The sequence below is a fragment of the Bartonella occidentalis genome, assembly GCF_037070875.1.
Lineage (GTDB): Bacteria > Pseudomonadota > Alphaproteobacteria > Rhizobiales > Rhizobiaceae > Bartonella.
Map to the genome: position 1 here is coordinate 140406 of NZ_JAYMZJ010000001.1, position 16666 is coordinate 157071.

Sequence of the window (16666 nt, forward strand, 5' to 3'; positions counted from 1 at the left end):
TTTGAAAAGATCTCAAGACTTCTATTTTAAAAGGATTCTTCTTCAGCAGGAACTAAAACTTCCCGTTTACCCACATGATTACTAGAACTGATGATACCCTCTTCTTCCATACGCTCAATGAGTGAAGCGGCGCGATTATAGCCAATACCTAAGCGACGTTGAATATAAGAAGTTGAAGCTTTCCGATCACGACGAACAACTGCGACAGCTTGGCTGTATAGATCATCTGCTGGAGAAGAAGTAAGAGAAACATCAGCACCATGCTCAGTAGATTCTTGCGTAATAGTTTCCAGATAATCAGGCATTGCTTGTGCTTTGAGATGGGCAACAACCTGCTCAACTTCATCATCAGATACGAATGGCCCATGAACACGTTGGATGCGCCCGCCTCCCATCATAAACAACATATCTCCTTGTCCTAATAATTGTTCCGCCCCTTGTTCGCCAAGAATTGTTCGGCTATCAATTTTTGAACTCACAGAAAAAGAAATGCGTGTAGGGAAATTGGCTTTAATAGTTCCTGTAATCACATCCACTGAAGGGCGCTGGGTGGCCATAACCACGTGGATACCAGCAGCACGCGCCATTTGTGCTAAACGTTGTACCGCTCCTTCAATATCTTTGCCAGCAACCATCATCAAATCTGCCATTTCATCAATAATGACAACGATGTAGGCCATGGGACTTAAATCAAGTGTTTCTGTTTCATAAATGGGTTCACCGGTCTCATGATCAAATCCAACTTGCACTGTACGCGTCATTGCTTCTCCTTGACTTTCTGCCTCCTTGAGACGCGCATTAAATCCATCAATATTTCGAACACCAACTTTTGACATTTTACTGTAGCGCTCTTCCATTTCACGAACGGCCCATTTCAGCGCAATTACCGCCTTTTTAGGATCTGTTACCACCGGTGTTAACAAATGTGGAATCCCATCATAGACCGAAAGCTCAAGCATTTTAGGATCCACCATGATTAAACGACATTGTTCAGGTGTCATACGATAAAGGAGTGATAAAATCATAGTATTAATGGCAACAGATTTTCCTGATCCTGTTGTGCCTGCCACCAAAAGATGTGGCATTTTTGCTAAATCTGCAATTACTGCTTCACCACCGATCGACTTACCTAAAGCAAGTCCCAATTTTGCTTTATTATCTGCGAACTCTTGCGCCTGCAAGATTTCTCGTAAATAGACCATTTCACGTGTTGCATTGGGCAATTCTATTCCAATCACATTGCGCCCTGGAACCACCGCAACACGCGCTGAAATCGCACGCATAGAACGTGCAATATCATCGGCTAAACCGATGATACGAGAAGACTTGATGCCCGCAGCCGGTTCAAATTCATACAAAGTTACGACTGGGCCAGGGCGAGCATCAATAATTTTTCCCTTAACTCCAAAATCTAACAAAATACCCTCAAGCTCACGAGAGTTTGCTTTTAAAGAACTAGGAGAAAGCTTTGCATCTTTTACTGCTGGTGAAGAAACTGCAAGATAATCCAAGAGAGGAAGGAGAAAACCATTTTTTGAAGAGGCTATTAAAGGCTTTAAAACACGACTTTTAACGGAAGAAGCCGATGGCTCATTTTGATGATTTTCGTCTTTCATTTTTTGATCAAAGAAAACTGGTTCAATCCGATCAAATGACTTTTCTCGTTTACCAGAGCGCCGATTGGAGCGAAAAAAATGGAAAAGCCGTGCTTGTAAAAAATAGAGAAAATGCAAAATTGCTCCAAAAATTGTAGCAAAAAAACCGTTCTGTACTTCATCTGCAAAATTTTCTTCATCTTTGGATACATCGAAGATTGGATCCACACTCTCAACCTTCTCGATATTCTTTTCTGTTTTTTCATTTCTCTGGCGACGCCACACCACATTACCAGCAAAAGAAGCGATCACAATGCCTAAAAATGCGAGAAAAACTCCCAAAAGCACATTCTGAAAAGAAGAAAGAACGGGAGGAAAAATTAAATAAACAGCATTTAAAATTTGATCCCCTAAAACCCCACCCAAACCTATTGGTAATGGCCAATAGGTAAAAGAAGCAACAGGTGTCATAAGAGCAAAAGAAACTAAAAGACAAATTGTTGATAATACCCACAAAAAAAAGCGAAAAATTAAATTATGGATACTTTTCTGTGCCAATAAAAGGAACGACCAAAATAATGGAGGTAATAAAATACCAAGACTTGCCAAACCAAAAAACTGCATGACAAAATCTGAAAAAATAGCACCTAGCCATCCCATAAAATTTGTAATCTCATTCGTATTTGCATACGTTAGTGATGGATCTGCAATATTCCAAGTTGCTAAAGCTAAGACGCAAAAAATAATGAAGCCCAAAAGGCCAAGCCCAATAAAGACACCAATCTGCCGCAAAAACATCCTCATAAGTGGTGAACCCTGAGAGCGCGGCGCTTCTAATAAATCATGTGGTGCTTCTAATAAATCATAAGGAGAAGAATTCTGATGCATCCATCAATCCTAAACACAAAACTCCCATAAATTTTATATCAATCCCCCTTGCACTTCAATTAAAGAGTTATAAAATTGTGATTCGAAAACGTTAACACAGCTTTAACCATCGTAACTATAATAATTTTCTTTAAGATTATAAAAATAATATTTTAGAAAGGTATTAATTTTGTTTAAAAATAATAAAAAGAAGTGTTGTGTATTCTGATATCGATAACAATACAAAGCAATGTGACCTCCTGATAGCGGGGGGTGGAGCTGTTGGTTTGACACTTGCAATAGCACTTAAACAGGCTGCACCTCATCTGAGAATCAATATTGTTGATGCATCTCCTTCAGAAAGCATCCTCGCTTCAAATATACGAACAACCGCCCTTGCCGCAGCCTCCATTCGCATGTTTAAACAATTACAATGCTGGGAAGATGTAGAGCCCTATGCCCAACCCATCCATTCAATGATAATCACTGATGCAGGCACAAATGATCCTTTCAAACCAACTTTTCTAACTTTTGAAGAAGATATTACTCACAACGAGCCCTTTGCTGCGGTAGTTGAACATAAAAAGCTCATCGTTGCTTTAAAACATCGTGCAAGAGATCTTAATATCACTTTTATCGAAAATGTACGTGTCGTTGATTTTCACCAAGAAAGCCAACACACAAGTGTCACTTTAAGCAATGAAAAAATCTGGCAAACAAAGTTGCTGATTGCAGCAGACGGAGCACGATCTCAATTACGAAAAAAAGCAGGCCTTAAGAATTTTTCTCATCCCTATAAACAAACAGCAATTATATGCACAATTGAACATGAAAAACCCCATCATGGCCAAGCAGTCCAACATTTTTTACCTGCTGGACCTTTTGCTCTTCTCCCTCTCAAAGGAAATCGATCAGCCATTGTGTGGAATGAAAACCATCAAACCGCTCAATATTACCTAAAGGCTGATTCTATTATTTTTGAAGCAGAAATTGAAAAACGTATTGGTCTTCGTTTAGGAAAACTTTCTTGGAATGGTGAACGTCAAACTTTCCCCTTAACCCTCTCTTTAACACGCCAATGTATTAAGCCTCGCTTTGCTCTTATCGGTGACGCCGCTCATACAATTCACCCTATCGCGGGACAAGGACTCAATTTAGGACTACGCGATAGTGCTGCTCTGGCCGAAGTCATTATAGAAGCAGTGCGATTGGGTCTCGATATTGGATCTCTTACAACTCTCGAGCGTTATCAAAGATGGAGACGTTTCGAAATTGTGCGTATGGCTCTAAGCAATGACTGGCTTAACAAACTCTTTTCTAATGATAACACTTTCTTGCGAATGCTCCGCGATGCCGGACTTGGAATTGTTAATAAAATGCCTAAAATGAAAAACTATTTTATTCAGGAAGCCTCTGGACTCACTCCAAACGCTCCGCGCCTTTTACGTGGACTCCCTCTCTAGTAAAAAACAAGAACTCCCACGCTTTGTAGTCTATTCACGAATCGTTCTTTTATCCAAATCAATCTATAAAAAACAATTACCAAAACTTTCTCTCTTTAAAGCCTCTTTACTATAAGTCATCTTTTGTAATATGAGACTTTAAAAGCATAGATGTATATATGATAATTTTATAAAGTTTGGCCACAAATATCACAAAAAAGTGTTTTACTGTTTCATCACTGGACAACAAACAAATTTAAACACAGCTTTTCACCCTCACGCATTATACGAAAAGCTTAAAGGTAAGCTCATTCACTCACTCTTTTATATCTACTGCACTAAAGGAAGAGTTGTTGATACCTTTTTATGATATACTTTAAAAACGCAAAAACCACTTCATAGCTCTAAAAATGGGGAAATATTTGCATGCCTTCTATCTGTACAAACACAAATCACAATCAAAAAAGCCTCTCAGATCAACATGATCGGCACGCAGAGTAAATAAATATAATGAAAACCCTCCTCTTGAATGAATTCACTCATACTTCTCATATAATTGAGCGAACCCAACCACTCCCGCACTTTTAAAGATTAAAATACATAATGTATAAATATTTAATGCAGTAAATTATCGCAAAAATTTACTACTTTAACTTATAAGTCAATTCTATATATCTTATGGATATTGTAAATATGCTACTATGTCACTTCTAATTCTTCAAGCGAATAACCACTTTCCAACCACTCTTTAATCCACTTAGGTTTACGCCCACGTCCATTCCATAATTCCCATTGATTATTGGGGTTTCTATAGCAACGTTCTTTGCTTACAAGATCAGCGATATCAATCCCATGCGCATGAGCAATTTCAAGAATTTTTTGCCTTGCATGTTGCTTTTCTTTAGCTTGCCGTTTTTTTAATTCTACGTCAATTTGAGCACGCATTTCCTGTAATTCAGCAAGATTCATGTCCTTGAAATCATTCACCCTATTACCTCCCTTGCAAAAAAGAATTATGCCTTGTCATATTTTGAACATAATTTATAGACAATTTCCCTTTGTTTCTTGTCGAAATTATAGTTGTGATGAATATATCACTGTTATGGAGATGTACTTTGAACCACAGAGAATTACTTACTCGTGCATCGATTGTCACCACAGTGTCCTTTTTCAGTTCAATCACTGGAATCGAGAGTCAGGGTGCAGCAGCGCCGTTTTTCCTCTCTAATTCCTATAGGCCAGAGACCAAAAACAAATACAAATTGCTAGTATATAAACTATGTCAGGACTTGGGAAAGAACAAGCCCTTCATACATGACGATATAACAATTCACTCTAGAAATAAGAATTATTTGGGTATGCAGTTGGCTTTTATTTCATATAAGTCATCTTTCGAAAGAGCACCAATAGAGAATCACATAGACCAGTCAGTCTTAATAAAAAGAGAAAAACAATCATCACTTAAATGTTATCTCTCTCTTCGAAATCTAAATGATCGTGATTTTTTTAATTGGCGTAATATGTTTAACTTAACCTCATATGTTGACGCGGTTGGGCACATGTTAGCATACGCCAAAAACATCCTCATGAGCAACAAAAATTATGCTCACAAGAAACTTGTTCTTGGATTTGCATTAAGTGATTTCATTTCACAAGTTTACGACAATACAGTGCAGCAGCATTCACAAAATCTGCATAACACTGATGTTGATATTAATAAAACTTTCTATCATTTGGTGTACTTATAATGACTGTTTTGAACCCTATGATGCTCGCTACTTTATGCATACCTACGGCTATTTATTCCACAATATTTTCAACTGTCGTTATGTACGAATCGCTGAGAAGTATCTATGCGCTCGGAGTTGATGGCAGACGAGGACGATTATGTCGATCACCTTCATATAAGAAAATAGGAATATCTGTCGATCAGCTTAACTATAATCAATATAACTTATACATAGGGTTAGAAAGAAGCGATATAAGAGATCTTAAATGGCTTCGCTTCTCTCTCTTTGGTTTGTTCGATTTATATAAAAAACTTAAAGCTGTGCGAGACATTATAATTTGCTTCTATGAATGTGCAGGGTCAAAATATAACTCCAAAAAAACTAGGTTACAGACCGCACTCAGTTGTTACAACATCAAAGATGTTAAGCGTGGTTTTGTAAGTGCTTATGGAGAAAGAGTTTCCTCATGTGTTGGAGTAGAATTTTCCACATCTCAATCTTTAAATGGCCAACTACGAGGATTTATGCAACTTCAAACTAAAGTGCAAAAACAAACAGTTATAATGAACCTCTTTGCTGTCTCCCCAAAAGAGTTGGTGGATATGTTTCAACAGACAACGGGTAGTCTTTGTGATGCTTTTACAGCAGAAGATTGCTCCCTATTTAGAAAGTGGCAAAAAGAACACTTTTAGTATTTACGAACTAAAACTTAAATTTTTACAGGGTGCATTTATGAAAATTAGATAAAAGAGTATTAAAGCTCTAATTAGTAAGATTGTATGAAATCTCTTCTAATTGAGGGCCAAAAAATGAAAATGATAGAACAAAATAGCGTTGATATAGCATTTAGTCAAAAAGCAGCACGCGAAGTTACAATTGTGATGCGCTCAGAGAGGGAATGGTATTTTACGTTTGTTGCAGATGATCCAATAACAGGCAAACCGAATAAATATGCACTTCTTACGCAGAGAGGAAAATTAAGAACTTGGGTTGATCCCAAATATCTTTTTAAATTTCTCCATGAAAGAGGTGTTGTTTGTGGAAATTTTAATCTTAATCAGGATAAATAACATGAAACATTTAAAAACTTTTCAATCAAAAATGAAAAACAAAATCACTTTCGCTGCTGCAGCTATGACTGTATTTTTTATGGATAATCCTGCATTTGCTAAAAATGGTTTAGGTGATGCTAGAGATACTCTGGAGAAATTAAAGGGGGAATTGGATCTAGTTATTCCTTTTGCTGCTGCTGTTATACTTTTGTGCTTAGCCATTAGTTATGCAGGACGCTTCATTAAAAGAGATACATTCTTACGTTGGTCTGTTGGGGTAATAGTCGCTGGATCAGCAAAAGAAATCAGCGATATGCTACTTTAATCTTATTAAAGTTAATTTAATACAAAATGTTTTATTTAAAATAGTTTTTGATACAAACTATTTAAAGACACAAATAGCAACGTCACTTAATACTGCAACAGTGATAAAGAATGTATTTGGGTAATTTTAGTTAGAGAAAATAACATGAGATATTTAAAAACTTTTCAATCAAAAATGAAAAACAAAATCACTTTTGCTGCTGCAGCTATGACTGTATTTTTTATGGATAACTCTGCACTTGCTCAAAATCTAACCAATGCTGGGGAAACTCTAAAGAAATTAAAGGGGGAATTGGATACAGTTATTCCTTTCGCTGCCGCTGTTATACTTTTGTGCTTAGCTATTAGTTATGCAGGGCGGTTTATTGAAAAAGATACATTCTTACGTTGGTCCGTTGGAGTGATCATCGCTGGATCAGCAGCATCAATCAGTAATTTGCTGTTTAAAGGTGCATAAAATTTAGAGGCTTATTTAAACGATATAATACAGAATGTTTTATTTAAAAGTGGAGTTTAATCCAATGGTTGTAGACATGTGAATGGCAACATCACTTATGCTGCAGCGGTGGTAAAAAATATATTTAGGTAATTTTAAGTAGAGTAAATAACATGAAGTATTTAAAAACTTTTCAATCAAAAATGAAGAACAAGATAACTTTCTCTGCTGCAGCTGTGACCATATTTTTTATGGATAATCCTGCATTTGCTCAAAAAACTGGTTTAACCAAGGCTAAAGAGGTTCTGGAAAAATTAAAGGAAGAATTGGATAAAGTTATTCCTTTTGCTGCCGCTGTTATACTTTTGTGCTTAGCTATTAGTTATGCAGGGCGGTTTATTGAAAAAGATACATTCTTACGTTGGTCCGTTGGGGTGATCATCGCTGGATCAGCAGCATCAATCAGTAATTTGCTATTTAAAGGTGCATAAAATTTGGAGGCTTATTTAAACGATATAATACAGAATGTTTTATTTAAAAGTGGAGTTTAATCCAATGGTTGTAGACATGTGAATGGCAACATCACTTATGCTGCAGCGGTGGTAAAAAATATATTTAGGTAATTTTAAGTAGAGTAAATAACATGAAGTATTTAAAAACTTTTCAATCAAAAATGAAGAACAAGATAACTTTCTCTGCTGCAGCTGTGACCATATTTTTTATGGATAATCCTGCATTTGCTAACAAGGATTTATCTAAAGCCAGAACCGCTTTAGGAAAACTGAAGACAGAATTGGATCTAGTTATTCCTTTTGCTGCTGCTGTTATACTTTTGTGCTTAGCCATTAGTTACGCGGGACGCTTCATTAAAAGAGATACATTCTTACGTTGGTCTGTTGGGGTAATAGTCGCTGGATCAGCAAAAGAAATCAGCGATATGCTACTTTAATCTTATTAAAGTTAATTTAATACAAAATGTTTTATTTAAAATAGTTTTTGATACAAACTATTTAAAGACACAAATAGCAACGTCACTTAATACTGCAACAGTGATAAAGAATGTATTTGGGTAATTTTAGTTAGAGAAAATAACATGAGATATTTAAAAACTTTTCAATCAAAAATGAAAAACAAAATCACTTTTGCTGCTGCAGCTATGACTGTATTTTTTATGGATAATCCTGCACTTGCTAACAATGGTTTAAGTAAAGCTAATAAGGCTCTAGAAAAACTGAAAACAGAATTGGATCTAGTTATTCCTTTTGCTGCTGCTGTTATACTTTTGTGCTTAGCCATTAGTTATGCAGGACGCTTCATTAAAAGAGATACATTCTTACGTTGGTCTGTTGGGGTAATAGTCGCTGGATCAGCAAAAGAAATCAGCGATATGCTACTTTAATCTTATTAAAGTTAATTTAATACAAAATGTTTTATTTAAAATAATTTTTGATACAAAACTATTTAAAGACATAAATAGCAACGTCACTTAATACTGCAACAGTAATAAAGAATGTATTTGAGTAATTTTAGTTAGAGAAAATAACATGAGATATTTAAAAACTTTTCAATCAAAAATGAAAAATAAAATCACTTTTTCTGCTGCAGCTATGACTGTATTTTTTATAGATAACCCTGCACTTGCTAACAATGGTTTAAGTAAAGTTAATAAGGCTCTAGGAAAACTGAAGACAGAATTGGATACAGTTATTCCTTTCGCTGCTGCTGTTATACTTTTGTGCTTAGCTATTAGTTATGCAGGGCGGTTTATTGAAAAAGATACATTCTTACGTTGGTCCGTTGGAGTGATCATCGCTGGATCAGCAGCATCAATCAGCAATATGCTATTGCCGGGTATTCCAGGAGCAGCTTAATTTAAAATGATTTAACACAAATTTTATTAGAAAGTGAGGTTTATATTCAGCGGTTGTATGATATTTCAGTAATAATTTCACTTATACTGTAAAATGTACTGTAAGAGGAGAATATTGTTTATGATAACTTCAACTATAGTTAAAGTAAAAAATGTGAAATACTTCAATGCTCTTCGAGCAAAAATTGAGAGACAAATTGGTGCTCTTTTTATGACGGTAATCATGTTTTTAGCAACTCAGTCTACATATGTTCACGCAAAAACCAATGTTCAAGCAACAGTCAGTGTAGATACTTTAATGAGTATGTATTATGGGTTAGGTATGCTTGTTCCTCTCATCGCTGCTATCGTTTTTGTATTTTTACTGATTATTTATTTATTGCGTCTCATCGCGAGTGCTACATTTGCACGATGGTCGTTTAGTGTCATCATAGCTGGTGCAGCATTCTACATTAGCAATATATTATTTCATATTAACTAATCGGAATCTACCATGAAACCACAAAAACATGAAGAATTCCCTTTATTTAAAGGTGCGACTCGCGTTCCAACAGTTTGGGGTGTACCAATGATCCCGGCTATATCTATGGTTATAGGAGTAGCTTCTTTTGCTATGACGATAAACATTTTTTTGTGGTTAATGGCTCCTCCATTATGGTTCATTATGGTGCAAATCACCAAAAATGATGACAAAGCATTTCGTATCTGGTGGTTGTGGATTGATACAAAATTTCGCAATCGCAACAAAAGCTTTTGGGGCGCATCAAGTTACAGTCCCTCTAATTATAGCAAAAGGAGATAAGCATGAAAGCTGTTGAAAGCAGCAAATTGCTCATGTCAGAGACACCAGTAAGTTTGTTTATACCCTATTCACATCATATTACAGACACGATTATCTCTACCAAAAACGCAGAGTACTTATCAGTTTGGAAAATTGATGGACGTTCGCATCAAAGTGCTTCAGAAGAAGATATTTTCCAATGGATCAAGGAACTAAACAATATTTTACGTGGTATTGCATCAGCTAATTTGTCGTTATGGACACATATTGTGCGTCGCCGCGTTTATGAATATCCTGATTCAACATTTGATCAAATGTTTTGTCATCAACTTGATGAGAAATATAGGCAGAGTTTCACTGGCTATAACTTAATGGTTAATGATCTATATTTAACGATTGTTTTTCAGCCGATAACTGACAAAATTATATCATTTTTTTCTCAACATGAACGTGAAACGCTTGATCAAAAAAAGATGCGTCAAGAATCGTGTATAAAGACTCTTAATGAGATTAACCGCACCCTAGGTCAGTCTCTCAAGCATTATGGTGTCGAGCTTCTTGGTGCTTATGAAAAAAATGGCTATGCTTATTCCTCTGCTCTCGAATTTCTTGGCATGCTTGTTAATAGCGAATATCGGCCTATGCCAATCTGTCAAGATCGCTTTGCCGATTACATGTGTATCAATCGACCTTTTTTCTCGAAATGGGGTTCCATTGGTGAGTTGCGGACATCCACTGGGATGCGCCGATTTGGGATGATGGAAATTAAAGAATACGATGTCACAACTAAACCAGGGCAACTCAACACTCTACTGGAAAGTGATTTTGAATTCATACTGACACAGAGTTTTTCTGTACTTTCACGGCACGCTGCTAAAAATTATTTACAGCGGCATCAGCGCAATCTTATCGATGCTCGCGATGTTGCCACAAGCCAGATTGCACAAATTGATGAAGCGCTGAATCAACTCATAAGTGGACATTTTGTCATGGGCGAACATCACTGTACATTAACCATTTATGGTGATACCGTTCAAAAAGTTCGCGATTATATGGCAAAAGCAAGTGCAGCTATGCTGGATGTTGCAGTCTTACCAAAACCCGTGGACTTAGCTATAGAGGCTGGTTATTGGGCACAACTCCCCGCAAATTGGAAATGGCGGCCACGTCCCGCACCAATTACGTCACTTAACTTTTTATCATTTTCATCTTTCCATAACTTCATGTCAGGTAAGCCGACTGGAAATCCATGGGGGCCGGCGGTTACAATTCTTAAGACCGTAAGTAGAACACCACTCTATTTTAATTTTCATGCTTCCCAACTTGAAGAGGATGCAACAGACAAAAGGCTTCTGGGAAACACTGCGCTTATTGGGCAATCTGGTTCTGGTAAAACGGTTTTACTTGGATTTCTGTTAGCGCAAGCACAGAAGTTTAGACCTACAACTGTTGTTTTTGATAAAGATCGTGGTATGGAGATTGTTATTCGAGCGATGGGCGGCCGATATCTCGCATTTAAAACGGGTAGACCAAGTGGTTTTAACCCATTTCAACTCCCGCCAACACAAGATAACATAATTTTTCTTAAACAGTTTGTTAAAAAATTGGCAGAAGCAGGTGGCGAAGTTACACACCGCGATGAAGAGGAAATTAATCAAGCTGTTACAGCTATTATGAGTAACAATATTGATAGATCATTACGTCGCTTGTCTTTCCTAGTACAATTCTTACCAAACCCACGTTTGAGTGATTATAACGCGCGTCCGACCGTTCACTCTCGCTTACTAAAATGGTGTGAAGGTAACGATTATGGATGGCTGTTTGACAACCCCGTTGATGCACTTGATCTCTCGACAAATCAAATTTATGGCTTTGATACCACTGAATTTTTAGATAATGCGGAAACTCGCACCCCAGTAATGATGTATCTGCTTTATCGCACAGAAGGAATGATTAGTGGGCAACGATTTATGTATATCTTTGATGAGTTTTGGAAACCTTTGCAAGATCCATATTTTGAGGATTTAGCAAAGAATAAACAAAAGACTATACGTAAACAAAATGGTATTTTTGTTTTCGCAACCCAAGAACCTGGTGATGCACTAGAAAGCAACATTGCCAAAACGCTAATTCAGCAATGTGCAACTTATATTTTTCTAGCAAATCCAAAAGCAAATTACGAAGAATATACAGAAGGTTTCAAATTAACAGATGCTGAATTTAAATTGGTAGCAGAACTTGGTGAATTTAGTCGCCAATTTCTGATCAAACAAGGCGATCAATCCGCACTGGCGGAGTTAAATTTAAGCAAATTTCATATGCAGATCGGTGGAAAAACTGTCGAACGAGACTTTAATGACGAACTCTTAGTTTTATCGGGAACACCTGACAGTGCAGAGTTGGTCGAAGCGATCATCGCCGAGGTAGGCGACGATCCGGCAATATGGTTGCCAATTTTTTTGCAACATGTAAAAGCTGATAGGAGAACGACATGAAAAAATTAGTTCTTTCAATAATAATAACAATAATTTTTGCAACACCAAGTTTAGCAGCACATTGGTTTGGAGCAGGCGCAGCAGAATTAGAACGATCAACACCGGATTTTGGTTGGCTTTTTCCTAGTGCTTCCACTAAAAAGGCAAGTCCTCCCCCAAAGCCAGCACCACCTCCTTCAAATCCGAAGCAAGATATTATCAAATTAATCAAACAACATCTTGAGTTGAATAGGAAACAGCTAAGTCAAATAGAGAAAATACATGAGTCTATAACAGAGAATAAAGGACTTGGTACTACACAAATCAATAAAAACAGTTTTTTTCTTAAGAATCCACAATCAATCTACAGTAAAAATCAAAACCCTGAAATACTCGTATTTCTCAAAAATATTCTAAAAGAAGAAAGCAGTAACGATTCTATCAATGATGCGCGCACATCCATCGATGAACGCAGTCAATATGCAGCGGCTATAGACAAAGCTGTAAGTTTACAAGCTTTTCAAACAACAGAAAATCGTTTCAATAACATTTTAGAACTGGTAAAAAAAATTGATGAAACAAAAAATCTAAAAGGCATTGCTGAACTGCAAGCACGTATTAAAGCTAAATTAGCTATGATCCAAAATGAAAACGCAAAATTACAAATGGTTGCACATTTACGCAATGCAGAACAGGCACTCATCAACCAGCAAAAGCACAAGCGCAATATGAGAATTCTTAATAGTAAGAATACAGCAATGCCAACTATACGATTGCGGTGAAGTTTTAAGAAACGAATATGATTAGTTTTCTATTTTTAGAAATAAAAAATACGTAAAAATTAAGCTATCCCACACTTTGAAGGGATAGCATTGAGAACCTGATCTGTCTCAAATAATCCTGATGAAGAGTGTTGTATCAAATTGCATAAATAGATCTAAAATACCAACACTCCCTCTTCAAAAAAGATGAAAATTCGTAAAGAGGAATGCTATGGCCTTAGTAATGTTTACACAGCTTTTCGGTAAGATTGATGATGTAATAAATCAATATGTCACGAAAACTTCATCAGAGGCAATCATCGCAATTGCTCCCATCCTATCAACTGCTATAGCCGTCTCTTTCATCATCTATGGATGGCTTATCATGCGTGGTGTGATAGAAATGCCACTCACTGAGTTTGTGAACCGTTGCTTACGCGTGAGCATTATTACTTCAATTGCATTCTCTGCAGGATGGTCTCAGGGAGGTATGAGCAGTTTCGTCTCCAATTTACCCACTGAACTTTCAAATGCCCTGACAGGTAAGACATCTCAAAACGAACCCTTTAGCAATTCACTTAATAAAGCAGCTGAAGAAGGATTTAAACGCGCAAGCGAAGCTTTCGAAGAATCTGCTTTCTTAGGTTCTGATGGACTTCTTTACGCACTCTTTGGTATTCTTATCTTGGTTGCAACAAGCAGCTTGGTTGCAATTGGTGGTGCAGTTATTTTATTTTCACAAAGTGCTCTTTCCCTTCTCTTCGCACTGGGGCCTGTCTTTATCATTGCTTTGCTTTGGCAACCAACACATCGCTTCTTTGAACGATGGGCAACACAACTGTTGAGCTACATCATTCTCATGATACTCTTATCAACTGTGTTTAAGCTCATGATCAATATCTTTGCGGCTTACATGGAAGATCTGCAATTTAATGGTGAACAGAATGTCAGCTATGCGCTTGGCGGAGCTCTCACCTTGTCTATTATTTCCATTGTCTTGTTGCTGAAATTATCAAGCCTTGCAAGCACCTTAGCAAAAGGTATTACGTTTGGACATTTATTGAAATTAAATGCCAATAACCGTTCTGCTAGATAATCAAAGTTCAGTAGCGTGATAAATGATATTTGCGCGGTAGCTTAATGCATACATGAAAAAATCGCGCTATATATTTTAGTCAAAAATGTAACTATGATTAATAATATATAGAAGACGAAAAATGGTTAAAAAAGAAATTAAATTAAATTCATTTTATAATTTTTAATTGCGAATCTTTTATTATCGGCTTACACATCATATCTAAAATAAAAACGATTATGAAATTGGAATATCAAAGCTAATTAATAAAATAATCCCTTCGAAATTCAGTGAAGAGCAATATCATTATCCCCTTTGCAACAATGTAAATATTGGAAAGGGTAACAAATAAGCTGCTGGAGAGAGTGAAAATGAAAAAATCAACGATTACAGCGATAATGAGTGTGGTTTTAGTAACGCCAAGTTTTGGAAATTCAGCTCCAAATTACGGGCATCCATCGCGTACACCATATATGACAGGACATAGCGGCTACCGTAGTTTAGGTATGGGAGGTCTTGAAAAAGCACCTACATATGGTGGTGGGTATATTGGCGGCCCTGGAAGAGGCTCGAGTGGAACAGAAATGGATCCAGCACAAAAAAAAGCAAGGGAGGAAGCACTAAAAAGACTAGAACAAGAAAAGGCAGCAGCTCTAGGAAAATCAAGAGCAGGAGCACAACCAGCTCCTAAAGCAAAACAGCCGGCCGCCAAAGCAGCAGCGCCAAAGGCCGCAGGAGCAACATTGCCACCTAAAAAAGCAGCAGGAGGAAAAACAGCAACAGGAGGAAAAACAGCATCAGTAGCAGCAGTAAGGCCATCAACGGCACAAGGACAGACGAAACAGCCAGGACAAGGGGCAACAGCAAAAACAGGGAAAAGACCAAAATCAACAGTATCAGCAGGAAAACGATCTGCACCATCACATCGAGCATTAGCATCAAAAGGAATAATAATACCGCCAGGTGGGCAAATGGTTAAGGCGAATTCAGGAAAAATAGTGCTCTCGACTCAGCGATCTAGCATACTACCACCTACATTAGACTTCCAAAAACGACCACTACAATCTGCACAACAACCGGCGGTACAAAGTTCAAGTCTAGGATCAGGACAACCAGCGGGGTCAGTGTCAACACAACAATCGCAACCTGCAAAACAATTGCAAACGGTACAAAGTGCAGATCCAGGATCAGGACAACCAGCGAGGTCAGTGTCAACACAACAATCTGCACCACAATTAAAACCTGCACCACAACTTGCACCACAACTTGCACAACAAGCTACACCACAAGCTACACCACAAGCTACACCACAAGCTACACCACAACTTGCACAACAAGCTACACCACAAGCTACACCACAACTTGCACAACAAGCTACACAAAAACTTACACCACAACCTGCACAACAATCGCAAACGGTACAAAATTCGAATCTAGGATCAGGACAATCGGCAGGGTCAGTGTCAACACCAAAGCAAGGAGTATCATTAACATCAAAAAAAGCACCAGAGCAAGGAACAACAACGCCATGGCAAGGAGGACAAAATCATCAAATGAGAGGGAGAGAGTTTGATCAAGTCCAAAACTCAGGGCAAGTGCAAAGGAGAGGACAAGAGAGCTGGATTTTTTTCGATACAATAAGAAAGCAATCTGATGAGAAGAGTAAACAAACCGAGAAATTAGAGAAGATACGTGATGCTATTACAGTTAGCAATCCTCAAGCTACTGCTCGGAGTTTTCAGGATGCAAAGCCTCTTTTCCCTAAAAAAATATATTTGTCTTATCAAAAGGAAAAGTTCCTATTAGCTAATGAGAAAGAAGTTCGCACACAGCTTGAAGAATTAGAAAAAAAATTAAAAAATATTGAAGAAAAAAATACTTCATTAAAATCTGGTGATGTACACAAATCTATTAGTGAACACAGCCAATATGCAGCAGCTGTTGACAAGATTATAAGCGTACAAGCTTCTGAACAAGTAGGAGATCTTTCAGGAAAAATCTTAGGGTTATCAAAAAAGATCAAGGAAGTGAAAGACGGGAAAAGTGTTGCCGAGCTACAGACACATATTAAAGCCCAATTAGCTATGAGTAAAAATGGAGCGACACAATTTCAAATGGCCGCACATTTACGCAATGCAGAACAGGCACTCATCAACCAGCAAAAGCACAAGCGCAATGTGAAAGTTCTTGGAAGTAAGAATACAGCAATGCCAGCTATACAGTAAAGTTTTAGAAAACGAACATGATAGATTAGTTTTC

At 37.3% G+C, this 16666-nt stretch carries 17 protein-coding genes; 15 read left to right on the forward strand and 2 right to left on the reverse strand.

Going from position 1 to position 16666, the window contains the following annotated elements:
* Positions 1-26 precede the first annotated feature (26 nt).
* The gene (locus WCP78_RS00630) at positions 27-2483 is read right to left on the reverse strand and encodes an FtsK/SpoIIIE family DNA translocase (protein ID WP_336278587.1); all 2457 of its coding nucleotides are present in this window, start codon (positions 2481-2483) and stop codon (positions 27-29) included.
* Positions 2484-2680: 197 nt separating this feature from the next.
* Here WCP78_RS00630 and WCP78_RS00635 point away from each other — a divergent pair, with 197 nt between their 5' ends.
* Positions 2681-3925, forward strand: a complete 1245-nt coding sequence (locus WCP78_RS00635; protein WP_336278588.1) for a ubiquinone biosynthesis hydroxylase — start codon at positions 2681-2683, stop codon at positions 3923-3925.
* A gap of 678 nt (positions 3926-4603) precedes the next feature.
* On the opposite strand, the gene WCP78_RS00640 is transcribed toward WCP78_RS00635, so the two are convergent.
* On the reverse strand, positions 4604-4891 hold the full coding sequence (locus WCP78_RS00640) for an H-NS histone family protein (protein ID WP_336278589.1): 288 nt from the start codon (positions 4889-4891) through the stop codon (positions 4604-4606).
* A 760-nt stretch (positions 4892-5651) separates the two neighbouring features.
* On the opposite strand from WCP78_RS00640, the gene WCP78_RS00645 reads away from it, so the two are divergent.
* The 14 genes from WCP78_RS00645 to WCP78_RS00710 all read left to right on the forward strand — a co-directional run bounded on the left by WCP78_RS00645 (position 5652) and on the right by WCP78_RS00710 (position 16632).
* Positions 5652-6326, forward strand: coding sequence for a lysozyme family protein (locus WCP78_RS00645; RefSeq protein ID WP_336278590.1), 675 nt, complete (start codon positions 5652-5654; stop codon positions 6324-6326).
* Between the two features lie 117 nt (positions 6327-6443).
* Entirely contained in the window at positions 6444-6704 is a 261-nt protein-coding gene (gene korA, locus WCP78_RS00650; protein ID WP_336278591.1) for a KorA family transcriptional regulator, read from the forward strand.
* Position 6705: 1 nt separating this feature from the next.
* Positions 6706-7011 carry a VirB2 family type IV secretion system major pilin TrwL gene (gene trwL / locus WCP78_RS00655; RefSeq protein WP_336278592.1) on the forward strand — a complete coding sequence of 102 codons (306 nt, stop codon included), beginning with the start codon at positions 6706-6708 and terminating at the stop codon, positions 7009-7011.
* A gap of 144 nt (positions 7012-7155) precedes the next feature.
* The gene (gene trwL, locus WCP78_RS00660) at positions 7156-7467 is read left to right on the forward strand and encodes a VirB2 family type IV secretion system major pilin TrwL (protein WP_336278593.1); all 312 of its coding nucleotides are present in this window, start codon (positions 7156-7158) and stop codon (positions 7465-7467) included.
* A gap of 152 nt (positions 7468-7619) precedes the next feature.
* Positions 7620-7937, forward strand: a complete 318-nt coding sequence (gene trwL / locus WCP78_RS00665; protein ID WP_336278594.1) for a VirB2 family type IV secretion system major pilin TrwL — start codon at positions 7620-7622, stop codon at positions 7935-7937.
* Positions 7938-8089: 152 nt separating this feature from the next.
* Entirely contained in the window at positions 8090-8395 is a 306-nt protein-coding gene (gene trwL, locus WCP78_RS00670) for a VirB2 family type IV secretion system major pilin TrwL (protein ID WP_336278595.1), read from the forward strand.
* A gap of 144 nt (positions 8396-8539) precedes the next feature.
* Positions 8540-8845, forward strand: a complete 306-nt coding sequence (gene trwL / locus WCP78_RS00675) for a VirB2 family type IV secretion system major pilin TrwL (RefSeq protein ID WP_336278596.1) — start codon at positions 8540-8542, stop codon at positions 8843-8845.
* 145 nt (positions 8846-8990) lie between these two features.
* Positions 8991-9317 carry a VirB2 family type IV secretion system major pilin TrwL gene (trwL, locus tag WCP78_RS00680; RefSeq protein WP_336278597.1) on the forward strand — a complete coding sequence of 109 codons (327 nt, stop codon included), beginning with the start codon at positions 8991-8993 and terminating at the stop codon, positions 9315-9317.
* Between the two features lie 120 nt (positions 9318-9437).
* Complete coding sequence (locus WCP78_RS00685) at positions 9438-9797, forward strand: conjugal transfer protein (RefSeq protein ID WP_336278598.1); 360 nt, start codon at positions 9438-9440, stop codon at positions 9795-9797.
* 12 nt (positions 9798-9809) lie between these two features.
* Entirely contained in the window at positions 9810-10118 is a 309-nt protein-coding gene (locus WCP78_RS00690; RefSeq protein WP_336278599.1) for a VirB3 family type IV secretion system protein, read from the forward strand.
* A gap of 2 nt (positions 10119-10120) precedes the next feature.
* Complete coding sequence (locus tag WCP78_RS00695; RefSeq protein WP_336278600.1) at positions 10121-12592, forward strand: VirB4 family type IV secretion/conjugal transfer ATPase; 2472 nt, start codon at positions 10121-10123, stop codon at positions 12590-12592.
* Positions 12589-13353, forward strand: coding sequence for a TrbJ/VirB5 family protein (locus WCP78_RS00700; protein WP_336278601.1), 765 nt, complete (start codon positions 12589-12591; stop codon positions 13351-13353). The genes WCP78_RS00695 and WCP78_RS00700 overlap by 4 nt, the downstream gene beginning before the upstream one ends.
* A 211-nt stretch (positions 13354-13564) precedes the next feature.
* Positions 13565-14428, forward strand: a complete 864-nt coding sequence (locus WCP78_RS00705; RefSeq protein ID WP_336278602.1) for a TrbL/VirB6 family protein — start codon at positions 13565-13567, stop codon at positions 14426-14428.
* A gap of 350 nt (positions 14429-14778) precedes the next feature.
* On the forward strand, positions 14779-16632 hold the full coding sequence (locus tag WCP78_RS00710) for a type IV secretion system protein (protein ID WP_336278603.1): 1854 nt from the start codon (positions 14779-14781) through the stop codon (positions 16630-16632).
* Positions 16633-16666: the final 34 nt, after the last annotated feature.

What these genes read in the sequence shown, in the direction of transcription:
- WCP78_RS00685 (WP_336278598.1), top strand. Translation starts at nt 9,438, where the DNA reads ATGATAACTTCAACTATAGTTAAAGTAAAAAATGTGAAATACTTCAAT.
- WCP78_RS00700 (WP_336278601.1), top strand. Translation starts at nt 12,589, where the DNA reads ATGAAAAAATTAGTTCTTTCAATAATAATAACAATAATTTTTGCAACA.
- WCP78_RS00710 (WP_336278603.1), top strand. Translation starts at nt 14,779, where the DNA reads ATGAAAAAATCAACGATTACAGCGATAATGAGTGTGGTTTTAGTAACG.
- WCP78_RS00690 (WP_336278599.1), top strand. Translation starts at nt 9,810, where the DNA reads ATGAAACCACAAAAACATGAAGAATTCCCTTTATTTAAAGGTGCGACT.
- WCP78_RS00630 (WP_336278587.1), bottom strand. Translation starts at nt 2,483, where the DNA reads ATGCATCAGAATTCTTCTCCTTATGATTTATTAGAAGCACCACATGAT.
- trwL (WP_336278594.1), top strand. Translation starts at nt 7,620, where the DNA reads ATGAAGTATTTAAAAACTTTTCAATCAAAAATGAAGAACAAGATAACT.
- WCP78_RS00645 (WP_336278590.1), top strand. Translation starts at nt 5,652, where the DNA reads ATGACTGTTTTGAACCCTATGATGCTCGCTACTTTATGCATACCTACG.
- trwL (WP_336278595.1), top strand. Translation starts at nt 8,090, where the DNA reads ATGAAGTATTTAAAAACTTTTCAATCAAAAATGAAGAACAAGATAACT.
- trwL (WP_336278596.1), top strand. Translation starts at nt 8,540, where the DNA reads ATGAGATATTTAAAAACTTTTCAATCAAAAATGAAAAACAAAATCACT.
- trwL (WP_336278597.1), top strand. Translation starts at nt 8,991, where the DNA reads ATGAGATATTTAAAAACTTTTCAATCAAAAATGAAAAATAAAATCACT.
- WCP78_RS00705 (WP_336278602.1), top strand. Translation starts at nt 13,565, where the DNA reads ATGGCCTTAGTAATGTTTACACAGCTTTTCGGTAAGATTGATGATGTA.
- trwL (WP_336278592.1), top strand. Translation starts at nt 6,706, where the DNA reads ATGAAACATTTAAAAACTTTTCAATCAAAAATGAAAAACAAAATCACT.
- korA (WP_336278591.1), top strand. Translation starts at nt 6,444, where the DNA reads ATGAAAATGATAGAACAAAATAGCGTTGATATAGCATTTAGTCAAAAA.
- WCP78_RS00695 (WP_336278600.1), top strand. Translation starts at nt 10,121, where the DNA reads ATGAAAGCTGTTGAAAGCAGCAAATTGCTCATGTCAGAGACACCAGTA.
- trwL (WP_336278593.1), top strand. Translation starts at nt 7,156, where the DNA reads ATGAGATATTTAAAAACTTTTCAATCAAAAATGAAAAACAAAATCACT.